This is a genomic window from Candidatus Hydrogenedentota bacterium (genome assembly GCA_016791475.1).
GTDB lineage: Bacteria > Hydrogenedentota > Hydrogenedentia > Hydrogenedentales > JAEUWI01 > JAEUWI01.
Genome location: JAEUWI010000025.1, coordinates 18758 through 36870 on the forward strand (window position 1 = coordinate 18758; position 18113 = coordinate 36870).

Consider the following 18113-nt stretch of genomic DNA (forward strand, 5'->3'; position numbering starts at 1 on the left):
CCCCGCGCCGCCGTGATAGCCGCTCTTCTGGTGGCCCTGCCCACCATCGGCGCGGGCTTCTTCTTTGACGATTATCTCCACCTGCTTACCCTTCGCGGCGATGGCTTCGGCGCCACCCCCCTCGATCTCTTCCTCTTCGCCACGGGCGATGAGACCGCCATGGCGAAATACATCAACACCGGCCCCTATCCCTGGTACACCTGGCCCGCGTTGAAGCTCCACTTCTTCCGTCCCCTTTCGTCCGCAACCATGATGCTGGACGTTTACCTTTTCGGTGAGCGCCCCGTCTTTCACCATCTCCACAGCATCCTGTGGTATGGCCTGCTGGTCTGGGCGGTCTTCCTGATTTACCGGCGCCTCTTTACCCTCCCCGTGGCGGGGCTGTGCATTCTTCTTTATATCGTCGACGAGGGCCACCTGCTCCCCGTGTTGTGGCTTTCAAACCGCAATGCCCTCGTTTCCGCCGCACCCGCGCTGCTGGGGCTCGCCGCGCACCTCCGGTGGCGCGAGGAAGGGTGGCGGCCCGGATTGCCCCTGTCGATTGCCGGCTATGCCACCGGTCTGCTCGGAGGCGAAACCGCCCTCGGGATTTTCGGCTTCGTCGCCGCCTATGAGCTGCTCGGTAGCGGCTCCTGGCGGACGCGCGCCCGGTGCCTCGCACCCGCCGCGCTGCTGAGTGTGGTCTACATCATCGGCTACAAGCTCGGCGGTTATGGCGCCGAAGGTTCCGGGGTCTATTTCGACCCCATCGGCGAGTGGCGTCTCTTCCTTGCTCAAGCCCCCGGCCGAATGCTGGAGCTGGCCGGTGCCCAGTTTTTCAGTCTGCCCGTGGAACTCTCCGTGTTTCTTCCCGGCGCGGGCCTTCTCATGCCCCTTCTCGCGCTCGCCCTGCTGGTGCTTTTCTCCGCCGCCGCCCAACCCGTCTGGCGCACCCTCGAAATCCGCACGCGACGGAATCTTTCATGGCTGCTGCTGGGTTCCCTCCTCGCGACCCTGCCCGCCCTCGCCACCTTTCCTTCCGGGCGCCTGCTCACGCTGCCTTCGCTCGGGGCCTGCGCGCTCCTGGGCGTCTTTCTCGATCCCTGCCTGCGCCGGGCCGCCGCCGTTATCCCAAGGCTCTCCCGCGTGATCGCTCTTGGACTAGTCATCATCCATGTGGTCCTCGCGCCTCTGGGCTGGTTGGGGGCGAGCGCGATCATTCCCGCCTTTACCCGACTCTCCGAAGACGCCTTCCGCGATGTGGAATTGGATACTGAAAAGGTGACCGGACAACGCGTTTTCTGCCTTTTCGCCGCCGACCCCTATACTGGTTTTTATCCCGTGGTCATGCGCCGCTACCTGAACTACCCGCGTCCGCTCGGCTGGCAAACTCTCAGCATGGCTCCGGCGGATCACGAGGTTACCCGCACGGGTAAGAACTGTTTCGAACTTCGTGTGCTGAACGGAGAAATGCTTGCGACACCTTTTGAAAGGCTCATGCGCAGCCATGCCTACCCGTACCAGGCCGGTGACGTGGTGTCGTGCGCTGGTTTCCAGATTCGAATCCTGGAGACCGGCGACTGGGGCCCCCGGAAAATCTCCCTGGAGTTCGACAAGGCGCTGGAAGACGATGCATATGCCTTTCTCGCCTGGCAGGAAGGCAAACTGAAGGGGTTTCACTGGCCCCCCATCGGAGAGAGCACCCACCTGAAGGTCAGTGAAGGCTATTTCGGGCCCAAATACTTCAAAACACGCCTGAGCGTGTTATAAGATCGGTGCACCGGACTCAGAGTGCGATCTGAGTCTTACGGGGCGGGTTTCGTGTCACCCAATCCCCACCAGTCCCACAAGACCCATAAGACCCATAAGACCCATAAGACCCATAAGACCCATAAGACCCATAAGACCCATAAGACCCATACCCATAAGACCCATAAGACCCATAAGACCCATAAGACCCATAAGACCCATAAGACCCATAAGACCCATAAGACCCATAAGACCCAAAAGACCCATAAGACCCATAAGACCCATAAGAACGCTCTGCATTCCGTGCACCGCACGTGGAGAAATATAGCTATGAGCCATCACAAGCCGACCGTCGACGACTTCATCCTGAACCGTCGCGATTTCCTCAAGCGTACGGGTATGGGCTTCGGCGCGATGGGTCTGGCCAGCACCCTGCTCGGCGGGAGCACCAATGCCTTCGGCGCGCTGAATCCCACCGCGCCGCGTCAGCCCCATTTCGAGGGCAAGGCCAAACGCGTGGTGCATATCTTCCACAACGGTGGGCTTTCCCAGGTGGACTCCTTTGACCCGAAACCCTCGCTGACGAAATACGCGGGCCAGAACCTGCCCAACTTGAACCTGCGCACGGAGCGGCCCACGGGCGCGGCTTTTCCCTCTCCCTTCACTTTCAAAGAGTATGGCGAGAGCCGGATTCCCGTGAGCAGCCTCTTCCCCCACATCGCCGAGTGCGTGGACGACATGTGCATCGTGCGCTCCCTGTGCGCCGACGTTCCAAATCATGAGCCGTCCCTGCTGCTCATGAATTGCGGCGACGCGCGCCAGATCCGGCCCAGTGTGGGCTCGTGGGTCACCTATGGCCTGGGAACGGAAAACCAGAACCTGCCCGGCTTCATCTCCATGTGTCCCAGTGGCTACCCGATCCAGGAATCGCAAAACTGGCAGTCGGGTTTCCTCCCCGGCGTGTATCAGGGCACCTACATCGACACGCAGCACACGGAGATGGAAAAGCTCATCGCCCATATACAGAACAACTATCAATCGAGCAAATCCCAGCGCGATCAGCTCGACCTGCTGAGCGAACTGAACCAACGCCACCTCGCCGCGCGCGACCAGGACAGCGAACTGGAAACGCGTCTCCAGAGCTTCGAACTGGCCTATCGCATGCAGCTCGACGCCACGGACGCCTTCGACATTTCCCGCGAGCCGGAAAGCATCCGCGAAATGTACGGGCCGGGCGTGCACGGGCGTCAATGCCTTATCACGCGGCGGCTGCTGGAGCGGGGTGTGCGCTTCGTCCAGCTCTGGCACGGCGCGGGCCAGCCCTGGGACAGCCACGATGACATCGAAAAACTTCACGGCAACCTGGCTAAGGAGTGCGACCAGGGCATCGCCGCGCTCCTGAAGGATTTGAAACAGCGCGGGATGCTGGACGAGACACTGGTGCTCTGCACGGGCGAATTCGGTCGCACACCCACCGTGGAACTGCCCACACCGGGCGCCAATGCGGGTAAAGTGAATGGCCGCGACCACAATCACTACGGCTTCACGGCCTGGATGGCGGGCGGCGGTGTGAAGGGCGGCCACATCCACGGCGCGACGGATGAATTCGGCTTCCAGGCGGTGGAAAACCGCGTGCACGTCCACGACCTGCATGCCACCATGCTGCACCTGCTCGGCTTCGACCACGAGCTACTGACCTATCGCTACGCGGGCCGCGATTTCCGGCTGACGGACGTTCACGGAAACGTGGTGCGGGATATTATCGCGTAGGGAACGTTGAACCTCGAACGGACGCCGTGTTGCGGATGCAGCACGGCGTTTTCTATTTCAGGATAGACCCGCGTCGCGCCACGTTTCGACAACGCCGATTCGTGTGCCCGTCGCGGGGTAGACCGGGCTATACCGAGAACGTTTCGGAGCGCGGCAGCCGAGGAGCTCGGACATTCCTGTCCGAGGCAAGACACACGGTAACACTGAAACGGCCCTGCGGACGTGTAGCACCAACTTGAATCTATGCAACCCGGAATCATGTAACTCGCCGCGGGACCCTTTGGAATTTGGCGCTTACTTTGTCGCGGACAAGAATGTCCGCGATCCTGTGCCAGGGATTTCAGACATTCATGTCCAAGATCCCTCGTTTCGCGAGCTTGGCACAATCGATTCACCCATTCAGCGCGTGGACAAACAAGGTCTTCGTCCCCACCTCGGCCTTCGCCAGTTCCACCAGATGCTGGTGATGGGTGAAGTAGATCACCTGGGTTCGCTCGGACAGCCCCGCCAGCACCTCCAGCGCGGCGGCCGCGCGGGCGTCGTCGAAATTCACCAGAATATCGTCGAGGACAAAAGGAATGGGCGCGTGGCGCTCCAAATGCCGCTCCAGGCTGGCGATGCGCAACGCGAGGTAAAGCTGGTCCGCCGTACCTTCGCTCATGCCCGCCACTTCGACCAGCGATGCCGTCTCCGCGCGAACACCCAGAAGCACGTGGCGATCCCGATCATCTACGTCGGCGCGAAGCTCCGCGAAGGATCCCAGCGTCAAGGTACGAAAGATCTCCCCCGCGCGAGCCAGCATGGGCTCTTGATTGGCCGCACGGTAGTGCTCGATGGCACGGCTCAAAGCGAAGTGGGCGATGCGCAGGCGCGCATACTCTTCGGCGTCTTCCGCGATGCTCGCGATAAGGCCTTGAGCCTCCGCGGCGGCATCGGCGGCCTGACTCCCGCCGTTCATCCGGGCAAGTTTGCTCTTGATGTCGCCGATGGACTCCTGCAGGGCGAGGCGTTCATCGTCGAGGTCTTCGATGCGCTCGTCGAGGGTCTCCAACGTCGGGATAAGCGCATTCGCGTTCTCGGCGTTCACCATGGCGACGACGCCGTCCATTGACTCACCCGGAACGAGAGCGAAGAGGCGCTTGTCGATGTCGTGCAGGAGTCCTTCAATACGCTGCCGTTCGGCAGCGCCTTTTTCCGCGTCAGGCAGCGCGGCGGCATCTTCCACGCGCGCCTCGGCGCACAACGCGGCCAGCTCACCTTCCGCACGGGCCAGAGCCGCATCCGCGGCGCGATGGCGCTCCTCTTCCTCGCGGAGTTGCTTCGTCAGGCGCTTCTGTTCGCCGTCCGCTTCCCGATTCTGCTTCAGCGCCTGATAGAGGGACCGTACGACGGCGTACTCGTCCCCTTCGGCCTCCAGCCCAACTGCCGAAGCCAAGGCACGGGCCTCGCGCCGAAACTCGGCGTCGTCCCGCAAGATAAAATCCACGCGCTGCTGAAGCTCCACCGAACTTGCGTGCTTCATCAGTACCTCGTCGATCGCCTCCACGATGGCGAGAGCCTCTGCACCGACGGCATCCGGACGGGCGCCGATGACCTGCATCATTGCCGACCAGGCATCGCGCCAGGCATCTTCTTCCTCCCGCGCGCGGGTGAGGGACGCTTTGGCGGCGGGGCAATCCACGCGCTCAAGTTTATCCAGCGTCTTTTCCAGATGAATGCGCTGTTGGGCGATCTCGCCCTGCCGCTTCAATTCAATCTCGGCGTGTTCGGTCAGGGCCGCCAGAGACAGCCCGGAGACGCCTTCGAGGCCGCAGTTTTCCAAGGCCTTGCTCAAATCGGCGTAGTGCTTCGCGATGGTCTCGCGCAGGACACCGGCTGATTTCTCACTCTCGTGCAGTGCGGCAATCTCTCCCTGAATCGCATCAACGGATTTGCGCAACACCGCCATCTCCGCCGGACTGCGGGGTTCGATACCAGCGGGCGCCCACAGCGTGGACCAGGCGGACTCGAGTCGCTCATGGTGCGCGGAAGCCGCCACCAGAGCATCTTCCTGTTGTGTGCATTTCTCTTGAAGCAGGAGCAGCGCGCTTTCCAGTTGTGCGCGCTGCGCAACGCGATCGGCCTCCGTGCGGAGACGATCAGACAGATCGTCGGCATCCGCCGTCAGGGCCGCAACGGCGTCCGCCAGGTTCTGGACCTCCGGGTGACGCTCGCGGATGTCGTCCACGATAGCGCGTACTTCGGGGGCGGAGACCTGATTGGGCGGCGTGGCCCTTTCCCAGGCAGCCCGCGCGAAGGCCCAACTTTGCTGACGCTGGCCCCGCGCTCTTTCAAGTGCTTCGAGGGAAGGTGCGTGAAACTGATGTTGATAGGCGGCGAGGTCAGACTTGGCCCGCTCCCGCTCCGCCACGCTCGCGGCCAACTGTTTCTCCGCCTCAATGACGCGTCGCGCCGCTTCCCCCAAATCTATTCGAAACTGCTCGATGCTCTCCAACGAGGGAAGGGGCAGGACTTCCAGGGCTTCCATCGCACCTGACCAACAGCCCAGACGAGCGATGCCCGACCGTATGGACTGAATCAATGCTTCCGTACGCGCTTCACATTCGCGCAGCATGACCTCACTGTCGCCGGCCTTGCGAACGCGCTTTAGTACTGCTTCGAGAAGCGCCGTGTCGGCGGTTGCGCCCGTACGGGCGTGCTCCGCAATCGTCTGCTCCCGCTGCCGTTCAACATGGTCGAGGGTGGCAGCGGCGTGGTTCACGGCATCCCGGCAGGACTGGCCGCGCCGGTCCAATTCCACCAGACGCTGCTTCTGGCCCGGCGGCAGGCGCAATTCCTCAGCCTGGTCCAGCGACCAGTGGGGACGAAGGTGGTGGAGTGTACGTTCCGCCTCATCGCGCAGACGCGCAAGTTCGGGGGCAAGCTTGCGCTCGAGGTCGTTTCGAGCTTTCTCATTGACCCCGAGCTCCAGATGGAGCTTTTCGATTTCGTCTTCGCGGGCCAGCAACAGCGTATTGACGTTTAGTGGCTCCAACTCCAGCTTCAAGCGAGCGATGGCATCGCCAGCCTGCGCGAGGATCTCGCGCGCGTTTCGACCAGCGTTTTGCGCGTGAATACGCCGTTCGGAGAAATCCGTGGGCAGCAAAACCGCCGCCGACACGGGCGCCAGCGCCTCGAGCAACGCCGCCCGCCGGGATACGAGCGGCAGCGCCTCCTGGATGCGTTTCAAGCGCGCCTGCTCGGCGCGGGCCTCGCCAAGTTGTCCATCAAGCTCCGTGCGGCGCGCCTCGGCGGCCTGCCGTTCACTCTCCAGCGTTTCCCACTCGCGCGAAGACAGTTGCGCCACCTTAACGGCCTTGCGCGTGGTGGCGAGTTGGCCGAGGGCGCTGTTGATGCGCGGCCTGGATGCGCTGGGCTTGAAGAGTTCGCCCGCGTCGCTGTCGAGCTTGGCCAGGAGCGCGCGGAGCTGGCCCATGCCCGACGCGGCGGAAAAGAGAGCCTGGCCCACATCGCCTTCGCCCTGAACGAGCGCCTGGCCGCCGCGAACCAGTTGGTCATGGGTGAGCCCGAAGAGGTTGCGGAAAGCATCCACATCCACCCCGCCAAGATAGGGCGCGAGGACATCGTCGGGCAGGGCTGTTTTTTCGTCTTCGGCCAGAAGCGTGGCCTTGTTGCCCTTGCGGCGATAGAGCGTGATGCTTTGCTTTTCATTGGCGAGGGTCGCACCGATACGCAACTCCGCCATTCGGTGGAGGAAATCGTCCGCCGTGCGAGTCTCGATACCGTAGAGCAATTGGGTGATCGCGCGGAGGGTCGTGCTCTTGCCGGCCTCGTTGGGCCCGTGAATGAGATGGAGCCCTTCTTTCCCGCCGGAGAGGTCGAGGCTGCGATCGGTAAAGGCGCCGAAGGCTTTGAGGTGGAGCCGCTGGATTTTCACTCGCCCATCTCCAGGCGCTGCCCGACCGCGCGCAGGAGCGCCTCGGATTCATCGAGCCATTCCACGAGCCGCTGGGGCTGGTCGAGGCCGAGGGCGCTTTCGCCTTCCGCGAGTTCCACGGGCAGTTTTCCATGCAGCGGTTCAAGCAGGGCGGCCAGTTCAGCGAGAGAAGCCTCGTCCGTCTTCATGAAGGCGATCACGTGCGCCAGTTCCGCGAGGGGCCCCTCGTCGAGGGGCTCGCCGGCGGACTTCGGCACGGTAGTGCGCACTTTCACCTTTTCAATCCATACCTGATCGCCGCCGTGGATATTGGCGATGTTGCGAATCTCACCCAGCAACCGCTTGGGCCGCGCCAGCAGTTCACCGTGGGCCTTGCTGGCGCCGGTGAAGATCGGGCGCACGGCAAGTAGACGTTCGCCGGCGGTGTCGATTGCTTTCAACAAGGCGTCCTTGAAATCATCCACGCATTCGTCCAGCGTGGCGCAGCGCGATGCGTCCACGGCAATCTCCGCCCAGCGCACCACATCGAGTTCGCGAAAATCGACCTCGTGATTACCGCTATCATCCACGCTGACCACCAGGCAACCTTTGGGCCCGGTCTCCCGGATGTGCCGGCCCTGGATGTTGCCGGGAAACCAGATCGCCGGATCGAAGACACGCACGGCCTCCTGCTTGTGGATGTGGCCCAGGGCCCAGTAGTCGTAGCCCGGCTTTCTCAAGCCTTCGACGGTGCACGGGGCATAGTTGTCGTGGCCTTCGTAGCCGGTTAGGCTGGTGTGGAGCAGACCGATGTTGTAAACACCCGGCACGGCTATTGGGTAGTTGGCGCTCAGGTCCACCGTCACCGCACGGGTGGCAAAGCCCTGGCCGTGAATGGCCACGCCAATGTCTTCCAGGTGCATCGTCGCCGCCTTCTTCGTGGGGAATCGGTGTATGTTGTCCGGCAGTTGGAGGCTCTTGGTCACGACGCTCTGGGCATCATGATTGCCCGAGATCAGGTAGACCGGGATCTTCGCATCGCGCAGGCGCGCCATCTGGCGTGTAAAGAAAAGACCCGTATTGTGATCGAGCCAGTCGCCGTCGTAGACATCGCCCGCAATGAGCACAAAATCGACTTCCTCTTCCAGCGCAACGTGAACCAGATTTTCCAGCGCGCGGCGGGTGGCGCCGCGCAGGGCTTCTTGCGGCGCGCCTTCATACTGGGCGAGCCCGCGCAGGGGGCTGTCGAGGTGCAAGTCGGCGGCGTGGATGAATTTAAACATGGGATTCTCGGGGTTGAGGCATTCGGACGCACTTCAATGTACACGGTACGGCGGATGGCCGCAAGTGATGAGAGGCCCCGCCTTATCCCCGCCCCCCGGAAGCGCCGCGCCCGAAACCGTCAGGCGGCGCCCCCGCCATGAATCGGGGCCGCGGGGGAAAGGCCGGAAGCGCAGGTGTGAACCGTGTGCACGCAGAGCAGGTAAATGGCCGGCAGGGCCAGGTAATACACGCGAATCTCATCGATAGCGCCAAAGACGATATAGAGCGGCGTCAGCACCGCCATCATGGCTAGAAACATTCGCTTGACCCAGATCGGCTTCTCCTTCCAGGCGAGAAACACGAGCGGAATAAAAAGCGCCAGGTTAAGCACGTTGTACGAACGCGGCACGGGGATTAAGAGGGCGAAGTTGTCCGTGAATGTGTAGTAGGTGGAAGGCCGCATGAAGAAGGCGAGGTTTTCCCACAGATGAAATTCCGCGTGGGTACCGGGATTGTCCGCCAGGGCGGCGCGCACCGATAGCACGGTGATCCCGCCCAGCAGGACGTGCAACGCCAGGTGAAGGGCGACCTGGCGGCCGGGCATGGTGACGGCATAGAGGGCGAGGAAGTAAATCACGGTGAGTACGCCGGTCTCCTTGTTGAGACAGGCCAGTACGAAGCATAAATAGTAGGGAATCCATCGCTTCGCCAGAAGCAGGGCGAGGCAGGCCAGGGCCCAGAAGATCTCGGGTATGTCATAAACGAAACCGCAATTGAGAAAGGTCAAGGGCAGGAAGAGAATGGCCACGACGGGAGCGAAGTCGACGAAGAGTTGCGAATAGCCGTAGACCCGGCGGGTGATGTGGCGCAGGAGCAGCAGGGCGCAGAAGAGATTCGCAAATAGAAAGCACTGCCCAACGATGCGTTCCACCGTGCGCTCGGTGCGCCAGTTGTAGACTTTTCTCACTTCGCGAAGCTTGATGGAGAGGGCCGACTCGGGCGCCACCGTCTCGACCGTCTCGATCCGGTTGCGGATTCCGTCGGGCACGACCGCCGAGAGCATGTTGATAACGGCGGGAGTCAGCACGCGGTAGGCGTAGGGACGTTTGGTCTCGTGATCCATGTAGCGCTGGAAATTGAGCCAGGAGTGTTTGGCGTCGCCAAAGCCAAACTCTCCCATGAACAGGTGAAGCACGATGGCGGAGGCCAGGATATAGGCGAAAAGAAGGAGGTAGTAATACACGGCGCGACGCGGTTGAAGCATCGGCCGGGTCCCGCCCAACTCGGCGGATATAACAGGAGGGAGGGAAGGCTCCATGGGGTACCCCTGTAAATTGGGTCGGCTCTGACACGAAGATGCCGACGAACACACATTGACGCCACCTGACCCGACGCGAAGGACGGCTGCCACCTTAAACGAGGTTTACCCAAGCATACCTGGAGATCCGCACAAGATCAAGCCGATCCGAAGGAAACAATATGGCCGTGCAACCGCGTCGAGCGCCTTCGGGGCCTTACCCGTGGGATGCTGTTGTTTTCAGTTCGTTGGCTCCGGTAGTCTTGCTGCGGTGGTGTTCGGGCCGCGCGAAGTGCAATTCGGGGGCGCGCCGCCCGACCGGTCGCGCATTCTGGAGAGTGGTATGTGGAAGAGTCGGTGGTTCTGGTTGAAACTCTGCGCGGCGCTGGTGGGAGCGGCTCTGGTCGGGGTACTGGTGCTCGCCGCGACCGTGCTCCCCGTCTTGACGGGCTACAAGGCCAAGGTGCTCGCCTCGGGCGTGTTTGTGGCGCGCCGCCCCTTCGAATCGGTCATTGAGCAGGATGTGGATTTTCTGGCCCGCAAACTGAACTGGTCCATCGATCAGGAGGAGCGATCTGTCACGGTCTCCCTTTGGGGCTTTGCCCCGCGCACCGCGCTGGTTCACACAGGACTCGGCGCGACGCTGCTCCCGGAGAATCGCGAAGCGGTTTCCTTCGATCCCGGTTACACCCTGCACCCCGTTCCCAAGCCCGACCTGGATGCCTATTGGCCGCTGGGAGACGACACCTCGAAACGGGCAATGGCGCCGGATAAACGCGCCGCCCTGGATGCCGCGGTCGAATGGGCCTTCGCCGATCCCGCGCCGGACGAATCGTGGGGCACGCGGGCGACCATCGTGGCCCAACACGGCAACATCCTGTCGGAGCGCTACAATCGGGGCTTCGGCATGAGCACGCCGCTCCACGGCTGGTCCATGTCGAAGAGCATCGTGAATGCCCTGGTCGGCATCCTCGTTATGGAAGGCAAGCTGGACATTCAGAAAGCGGCGCCGGTGCGGGAGTGGAGCGATTCCGGCGATCCGCGTAGCGCGATTACGGTCCATCAATTGCTCCAGATGAGCAGCGGCCTGGCCTTTAACGAGTCCTACATGAATCCCTATGGCGATGTGCTGCGCATGCTATTCCGGGAAGGTGACTTCGCCGGCTATGCGGTGAAGCAGCCCCTGGCGGCGGCGCCCGGAACGGTCTGGTCGTACTCCAGCGGCACAACCAATCTCCTCTGCCGCATCATTCGCCAGCGGGTCGGCGGAAGCGACGGCGACTATTTCAATTTCCCCCGGACCGCGCTTTTCGGCAAACTGGGCATGACCAGCGCGATCCTCGAACCGGACGCGTCGGGCACCTTCGCCGGATCATCCTACGCCTATGCCACGGCGCGGGACTGGGCGCGCTTCGGACAATTTTTTTTGCAGGACGGCGTCTGGAACGGGGAGCGACTGCTGCCGGAAGGGTGGGTCAAGTACTCCACCACCCCGGCGCCCGGCGCACCCCAGGGAAAGTACGGCGCCCATTGGTGGCTCAATACGGGCGAACCGGAGCATCCGGACAACCGGACCTTTCCAAGCCTGCCGCCGGACTTGTACTATGCTTCGGGCCATGAAGGGCAGTACGTCGTGATCGTCCCATCGCGAAGCGCCGTCATCGTACGTCTCGGCGTAACGCGCGGGCGGGATTTTGATCTCGAAACCTTCGTCGGGAAAATACTGGATTCGCTGGAAGAATGAGTCTCTACGTTGTACAGTTGACAGACTTCAGACTTCAGCCTACGGCCTTCACTTAAGGAGATCCCATGCTTCACTCTGTTTCACGTCGCAGCTTCATGATGGGCGGTGCGGCCGCATCACTGGGGCTGGCGACCGCACTGGCCTCGGGCCGTGCGGCGGGCGCAAACGAGCGCGTGCGCCTCGGCTTCATCGGCATCGCGAATCGGGGCAGCCAACTCATCGAAGCGACCCTCCCCCACGCCGACGCCGATATTGTGGCGCTCTGCGATATTGACGAAAACGCGATCAATCTCTGGAAGGGCAATCCCAAGCTTCCGCTGCAGCCCCAGATTTACAAGGACCATCGGGAGTTGCTTGCCAGGACGGATATCGACGCGGTGGTTATCGCCACGCCGGATCACTGGCACGCCATTCAGACCATGGAAGCCTGCGACGCGGGCAAGGACGTGTACATCGAGAAGCCCCTGGCGATGACGGTGTACGAAGGCCGGCGCATGGTGGAGAAGGCGCGGCAGACGAATCGCGTGGTCCAGGTGGGGCTCCACCGCCGCTCCTCGAAATTGCTGCTGGAACTGCGCGACTTGGTTCGCTCGGGAAAGCTCGGCAAGATCACCATGGGCCGTTCCTACCGGCTGAGCAACATGTACCCCAACGGCATCGGTAAGATGGCCCCCGGCGACCCGCCGCCCACGCTGGACTGGGACCGCTGGCTCGGGCCCCGGGCCTTCCGTCAATTCCAGGGCAACATCGCCCCCTACAAGTTCCGCTGGTGGCTGCCCTACAGCTCCCAACTGGGCAACTGGGGCGTCCACTACTTCGACCTCATTCGCTGGATGCTTGACGAGGAAGCCCCCGCATCGGTTTCCTCCCATGGGGGGCGCTTCGCCATTGATGATGATCGCACCATTCCCGATACCTTGGAAACCATCTTCGAGTTCGCCTCGGGACGCCTGATGCTCTTCGGCCAGTTGGAGGCCAGCGGCGCGCCCATGCTCGACCACGGGGCCGAATTTGAATTGCGGGGCACTCAGGGCATCGTCCACGGCCACGCGAGCCGCTGCAAGATCATCGGCGAGAAGGGCGGCCAGTTCCAGGACGCCGCCCTGCGGATGGAGGAGATGGAATTGACGACGGACGAGGGCGATCTGACGGAGGCCCACATGCGCAATTTCCTGGACTGCATCAAGAGCCGGGCCATGCCCAACTGCGACGTGGAAGAGGGGCACAAGTCGACCATCTTCGCCCATCTGGGCAACATGGCCCTGGCGGCGGAGGCGCGGATCAAATGGGACCCGGCGGGCGAGCGGGTGCTCAGCCCGGAATCGGCCAATGAAATGCTCCACTACGAGTACCGGGCGCCTTGGAGACTGCCGGAGTAGGCGACGGCGCAGCGCAATGTGAGCGGCTTATTGAAAAAGCGCCAAGGCGTGCCACGCGATTCGGAGCTCTCTTGTTCGGCCAAAAATTGCAAACCCCGCGAGGCCTGGACCTCGCGGGGTTTGTGGATACGTGATCTTACTTCGCGACGGAAAGCTCGACGCGACGGTTCTTCTGGCGACCTTCCCGCGTGCCGTTGTCCGCGGCGGGGGACTCTTCGCCGTAGTACTTCAACTCCAGGCTGCCATCGCCCACGCCCTGAGCGCGAAGGGCGGCGGCCACGGCTTCGGCACGGCGCTTGGACAGCGCCATGTTGTAGCCGTTGGAGGCGGTGTAGTCGGTGTGGCCCTGCACCCGAACGATCATGCCGGGCGTAGCCTTGATGGTGCCGGCCACATTCTTCAGCATGTCGAGGTACTCGCTCTTCACCACGGACTTGTCGGTGTCGAAGTAGACGATTCCCAGCACATTCCGGCTGCCGTCCGCGGATACCGTTTCCAGCACCGCAAGATCCTGGAAGAAGACTTCGCGGATAAAGGCGTCCATACCGGTATCGGTGGCGATGCTGTCCCCGTGGCGGAAGGTGCCGCAGGGGGTGACCGTGGCCAGATCGGCCAGCAACTTGCCGCCCGCCGCATCGTCGTTCACCTGGATGGTGTGGATGCAAAGGTTTCCGCCATAGGCCATCTGCACGGCCGTGTCCAGCAGGGGATGAGACGGTGTCTTGCCGTCGGAGATGATGATCAGGGCCCGATTCGCGGAAGTGCTGAAATACTTCTTGCCCACGTAGTCGATGGCTTCGTTCAGGGGCGTGGAGCCCGTGAGGAAGCGAAGGTCATCGGCGGACCGCTCCAGCGTCGGGCGGTTCAAGGGCACCATTGGGTGATCGATCCACTGGAAGGTCCACTCGCCGCCGTAGGAAAGCAGACCGGCCTTGTAGGTTCCATCGGGAAAGGCCTTGACCATGGACTGGGTCAAGGCCTTGGCATAGGCGAAGGAAGTCCCGGGATACATGGAGCCGGAAGCGTCCACGACCACCATCACTTCGTGAAGGCTGACGTATTCCCCGGGGCCCGGAACGGTAACGGAGGCGGGAACGACGGTCTTGTTCCCCATGGTGGTGCAGCCGGTGAGGGCCGCGCCCAGCGCAATCAGGGTTACCGCCCACGAATATTTGAGTTGCATGGTTTGCTCCTTAGTTCAACAGACAACGGATGCCGGGTACCCCAGCGGTTTCTCTCGTGACAATCATAGTACGGTTCCGCCCGGCGCGTGTCAACTGTTTTCCCGAGTTCAATCCCTCAAACTTTGAACTCGCTCACCAGCTTCTGGAGTTGCTCCGCCATTACCGTCAGCTCCAGCGCCGCGCGGCTGGTCTCCTCGGCGCCCTGGGCCGTCTCTTCCGTGGCGTTCTGGATGCTTGAGACGTTCTCCGTCACCTCGGTCATTGCCCCGGCCACGTCGCCCGCGGACGTGCTGATTTCATTGGCGCCCGTGGCGATGCGGGCAATGCTGTGGGAGACTTCATTGGTGCCGGCGACGGCCTGCTGGATATTCCGGGAGACTTCCATGGCGGCGGTGGCCGCCTCCTGAATGTTGCGCGAAACTTCCGTGGAACCCTGGGCAACCTCGGAGACGCTCCGGGATATCTCGTTCGTGGCGTTGGTCTGCTCGTTGACCGAGGTGGCGATATTGGCGGAAATGGTGTTGATCTCCCCGATGACGGCCACAATGTGTTCGATGGCGCTCAAGGCCTGATCCGTGTTCTGCTGCATCTCGGTGATCTGCTTCTGGATCTCATCCGTCGCGGTCGCGGTTTGCTTCGCAAGCTCCTTGACCTCGTTCGCCACGACCGCGAAGCCCCGACCCGCTTCTCCCGCGGACGCGGCCTCGATGGTGGCGTTCAGCGCCAGCAGGTTCGTCTGGGATGCGATATCGGTGATCATCTCCACGACCTTGTTGATCTCACGGGCGGAACGGCCCAGGGCGTTCATCGTACGCGTGGTGTCTTCCGCGGCGCGGGCCGCGCCGTCGGCCACTTGGGCCGCCTGGGTCGAGTTGGCCGATACCTCGGTGAGGGAAGCCGACATCTCTTCCACCGCGCTGGCCACGGAATTGACCGATGCGGTCATCTCTTCGGCGGCCGAGGAGATGGAATCCATCATGGAGGACATTTCCTCGGTGGCGGCCCCCACCGCGTTGAGGTTGGAGGTAATTTCCTCCGTGGCCGCCGCGACAACATTGATGCTGCCCGTGATTTCCTGCACATTGCCCACCATCCCGTGCACCTTGTCGGACGCGACCGAAGTGGTCTGGTTGGCCGCGTCGGACTGGACCGCCATCACCGTGGCCTTTTCGAGCATCACTTCGGAAGTTGTGCTCAATTCCGTGGACGCGCTGGCGAGCAGGCCCGCGTTGCGATTGATGCTGTCGATTATACTACGAAGATTGGCGGACATGCCGTTCAGCGAGGCCGCCAGCGTGCCCGTTTCGTCCTGGGGCACAGTGGCCAGATCGATGCTCCCCGTCAGGTCCGCGCCGGCAATGGTCGCCGCGAGCGCGACACATTTGGTTACGCTGCGGACGATGCCCGCGGAAATCACATAGGCGGCCGCCACACCGATTACAAATGCGCCGACCCCCGTGATCACCATGAAAACGGTCCACCGACCGGCCGTCCTTTCGACGGCGCCGACTTTCTCCTCCCGGAGGTCCGCCACCGCGGCGAGTATGGCACCCACCGGCTCGTCCACTTTGCGTATGACGTTTCGCATCTCTTCGACGGATGCGGCCGCCGCCGTATTGCTCGATTCCAATTCGCCGAAGAGGGTCTCGTATTCCGCAAGCTGGGCCGTCAATTTCTCGCGATACTCGGGAAGTATGGCGGACCGCTCCGCGTCTTCCCGGAGCACAGCCAGCTCTTCCCGCAGTCGCGCGGCCTGCGCCGGGTCGTCGCTGCGAAGATAGTCGCTTTCCGCCGATTCGATCCGGAAGACATGGACAGCGGCGCGCGGGACCATGATTTCAGTAAGCCCGTCCTCCATGATATGGGCAAGCTCCCGGATTTTTTCGTAGTCCGCCTTGGCCTCGGCTGGCTGCGCGGCCTCGCCGGCTCCCGAGACTTCGTGCTTCATATAACTTTCAAAGGTTGCACGATAGCCCTGAACGGCATCCAACTGAGTCTTTTTCCGGTCCTCCGTGATGGAGCTGGTTTCGACGGCGCGCGCATAGTCGTCCAGCGTCTTCAGCAGGTTATCCTTGTACTTCGCATCGCTGGTGCGGATGTAATCTTTCTCCCAGCGGCGGAGCAGCAGGTATTGCATGTAGGGCAACTCGCCGTCGAGTTCGCGAAGCAGCGCGGACCAACTGTCTGAAACGGCATTGATCCGGCCCCGGATACCGCTGGACTCATCCAGACCCATGGCCGTGTAGGTCTGCCCCACGCGCGTCATGATGGCCTCGTATTCGGCGGCCATGCCCGCCAGACTTTCCGCCAGGCCCGCCTCCGTCTCGAATCCGGCCCCCTTCGCGATGGCCTCGATCTCCCCCGCCCGCGCCGCGAGATTGCGGGCATTGACGACAGCCGCGTCCGCATATTTGATATCGCTTCGCGCGAGAAAGTCTTTTTCATTCCGGCGCGCTTCGAGCATCTGGATATTGACCTCGCGCGCGAGGTCCTGCATCTTGATTTCCGTGGCGATCAGGTCGCTGAAGGCTACGGTCGTGCCGTGTATCACCGACCACGCGACCACGACGAGAACAACGACCAGGGTCAGGACGACCCCAAATCCCAGAAACATTTTTGCGCCCAGCTTCCTGATCTTCATAGTCAGTCCCTTCCCGATTGATCGTGCCAGATGGTCCCGCTGCCCGGAACCCGATTCGAGAGATGCGACCTTTACTATAATCCAAAGTCCGCGCTGCGTAAACCATGAAATTCAAGAAGCAAAGGCCGCATACGCCGAAAGGCCCCTCCGGCATAGTCACGGGATTGTAGCGCGCGGGCTTTACCAGGCCAGCGCGTTGGGGAAATAGCGGCTGATCAGGTCTTCGTAGTACGGGCGGAGGGCCGCCACATCCGGCGGGGCGTCGCTCTTGGTGTAGAGGTCGTAGGGATTGAAGGCGCGGACCCATTGAAACAGGGCCTGATCATGGTCATTCATCAAGTGATCGTAGGCCCGTTCGCGATGAGCGGCGTAGAAGGAGTGGTAACGGATCATGTAGAGGGCTTCCTCGGGCAAATAATCCTTCACGACCTGATAGAGGTATTCGTCGTGGCCCCAGCTCAGGTGGACCCGATCCAGACCGCAACCGGGTTCATAGATGCCACATTCGGTGGAGAGCTCGGCCCGATGGATGTCTGGATTGGCCGCGAAATACTCTGGATAGACCACTTTCTCCGAAAAGGCGCAGCCCACGGGAAAGGTGTCCCCCACCACGGCCCACTGGGGTTCGCCGTGGAGACAGAGCACCTTACCGAGGTCATGGATGAGGCCGGTGAGGATGAACCAGTCGGGATGGCCGTCCTTTCGTATGCCCTCGGCGGTTTGCAGGAGGTGCTGGATTTGGGACATCTCCGTGTCGGGATCGGAGTCGTCCACCAGCGTGTTCAGAAACTCCATGGACTCCCAGATGCTGCGCTTGCCGTGGAGCCCCGGTTTAAATTCGGCCTTTTTTCCAAGGACAAAGTCCAGGGTTTGATGCTCGTGGTTGATGCGATAGAATTCTCGGACCGTGTCGCGCCCAGGCGCATCGTAGTTGCGGAAGGCCTCTTTCGCCTTGCCATTGGGGTCGTAGTCCGTTTCGGGGTAGCGACGCTTGAGGTCGTCCTCCCAGGCTTCTTCGAGGGCGAGGTCGTAGGTGCTGTGACTCATGGTGCTGCTCCGTAGTTGGCGGTAGTTTACCATGGCTTGGGCGATTGCGGAAAAGGTATAGGACGGATTTGACGGATAGGACGGATTTGAACCGTCGGTCCGATCTATCGGTCCTATCGGTCTTATCGGTCCTATGGCGATGGC

The 18113-nt window shown here is 62.0% G+C and carries 10 protein-coding genes and 1 pseudogene; 4 read left to right on the plus strand and 7 right to left on the minus strand.

The window, feature by feature from the left end:
* The first annotated feature begins 12 nt into the window (after nucleotides 1-12).
* Nucleotides 13-1749, plus strand: coding sequence for a hypothetical protein (locus JNK74_14555; protein MBL7647404.1), 1737 nt, complete (start codon nucleotides 13-15; stop codon nucleotides 1747-1749).
* A 16-nt stretch (nucleotides 1750-1765) separates the two neighbouring features.
* Here the strand turns inward: JNK74_14555 and JNK74_14560 are convergent.
* Nucleotides 1766-1993: pseudogene (locus JNK74_14560) on the minus strand (hypothetical protein).
* A gap of 65 nt (nucleotides 1994-2058) precedes the next feature.
* Here JNK74_14560 and JNK74_14565 point away from each other — a divergent pair.
* Nucleotides 2059-3498 carry a DUF1501 domain-containing protein gene (locus tag JNK74_14565; protein ID MBL7647405.1) on the plus strand — a complete coding sequence of 480 codons (1440 nt, stop codon included), beginning with the start codon at nucleotides 2059-2061 and terminating at the stop codon, nucleotides 3496-3498.
* 391 nt (nucleotides 3499-3889) lie between these two features.
* Here JNK74_14565 and JNK74_14570 read toward each other — a convergent pair whose 3' ends face one another.
* The 3 genes from JNK74_14570 to JNK74_14580 form a co-directional block, all read right to left on the minus strand.
* A complete protein-coding gene (locus JNK74_14570; protein ID MBL7647406.1) occupies nucleotides 3890-7435 on the minus strand; it encodes an AAA family ATPase in 3546 nt (1181 codons plus the stop codon).
* Nucleotides 7432-8697 (minus strand): DNA repair exonuclease, encoded by a 1266-nt coding sequence (locus tag JNK74_14575; protein ID MBL7647407.1) that lies wholly within the window; start codon nucleotides 8695-8697, stop codon nucleotides 7432-7434. The genes JNK74_14570 and JNK74_14575 overlap by 4 nt, the downstream gene beginning before the upstream one ends.
* 119 nt (nucleotides 8698-8816) lie before the next feature.
* A complete protein-coding gene (locus tag JNK74_14580; GenBank protein ID MBL7647408.1) occupies nucleotides 8817-9941 on the minus strand; it encodes a hypothetical protein in 1125 nt (374 codons plus the stop codon).
* Between the two features lie 376 nt (nucleotides 9942-10317).
* Between JNK74_14580 and JNK74_14585 the strand changes: the two genes are divergently transcribed.
* Both JNK74_14585 and JNK74_14590 read left to right on the plus strand, forming a co-directional pair.
* Nucleotides 10318-11718: a serine hydrolase gene (locus JNK74_14585; GenBank protein ID MBL7647409.1), complete on the plus strand. Its 1401-nt coding sequence runs from the start codon at nucleotides 10318-10320 to the stop codon at nucleotides 11716-11718.
* A gap of 65 nt (nucleotides 11719-11783) precedes the next feature.
* Nucleotides 11784-13097: a Gfo/Idh/MocA family oxidoreductase gene (locus JNK74_14590; GenBank protein ID MBL7647410.1), complete on the plus strand. Its 1314-nt coding sequence runs from the start codon at nucleotides 11784-11786 to the stop codon at nucleotides 13095-13097.
* Between the two features lie 136 nt (nucleotides 13098-13233).
* Here JNK74_14590 and JNK74_14595 read toward each other — a convergent pair whose 3' ends face one another.
* From JNK74_14595 to JNK74_14605, 3 genes are all read right to left on the minus strand, one after another.
* Nucleotides 13234-14280 (minus strand): OmpA family protein, encoded by a 1047-nt coding sequence (locus tag JNK74_14595; protein ID MBL7647411.1) that lies wholly within the window; start codon nucleotides 14278-14280, stop codon nucleotides 13234-13236.
* A 116-nt stretch (nucleotides 14281-14396) separates the two neighbouring features.
* Nucleotides 14397-16922: a HAMP domain-containing protein gene (locus JNK74_14600; GenBank protein MBL7647412.1), complete on the minus strand. Its 2526-nt coding sequence runs from the start codon at nucleotides 16920-16922 to the stop codon at nucleotides 14397-14399.
* A 180-nt stretch (nucleotides 16923-17102) separates the two neighbouring features.
* Entirely contained in the window at nucleotides 17103-17969 is an 867-nt protein-coding gene (locus tag JNK74_14605; protein MBL7647413.1) for an inositol oxygenase, read from the minus strand.
* Nucleotides 17970-18113: the final 144 nt, after the last annotated feature.

What these genes read in the sequence shown, in the direction of transcription:
- JNK74_14565 (MBL7647405.1), top strand. Translation starts at nt 2,059, where the DNA reads ATGAGCCATCACAAGCCGACCGTCGACGACTTCATCCTGAACCGTCGC.
- JNK74_14575 (MBL7647407.1), bottom strand. Translation starts at nt 8,697, where the DNA reads ATGTTTAAATTCATCCACGCCGCCGACTTGCACCTCGACAGCCCCCTG.
- JNK74_14580 (MBL7647408.1), bottom strand. Translation starts at nt 9,941, where the DNA reads ATGCTTCAACCGCGTCGCGCCGTGTATTACTACCTCCTTCTTTTCGCC.
- JNK74_14585 (MBL7647409.1), top strand. Translation starts at nt 10,318, where the DNA reads ATGTGGAAGAGTCGGTGGTTCTGGTTGAAACTCTGCGCGGCGCTGGTG.
- JNK74_14590 (MBL7647410.1), top strand. Translation starts at nt 11,784, where the DNA reads ATGCTTCACTCTGTTTCACGTCGCAGCTTCATGATGGGCGGTGCGGCC.
- JNK74_14595 (MBL7647411.1), bottom strand. Translation starts at nt 14,280, where the DNA reads ATGCAACTCAAATATTCGTGGGCGGTAACCCTGATTGCGCTGGGCGCG.
- JNK74_14600 (MBL7647412.1), bottom strand. Translation starts at nt 16,922, where the DNA reads ATGAAGATCAGGAAGCTGGGCGCAAAAATGTTTCTGGGATTTGGGGTC.
- JNK74_14605 (MBL7647413.1), bottom strand. Translation starts at nt 17,969, where the DNA reads ATGAGTCACAGCACCTACGACCTCGCCCTCGAAGAAGCCTGGGAGGAC.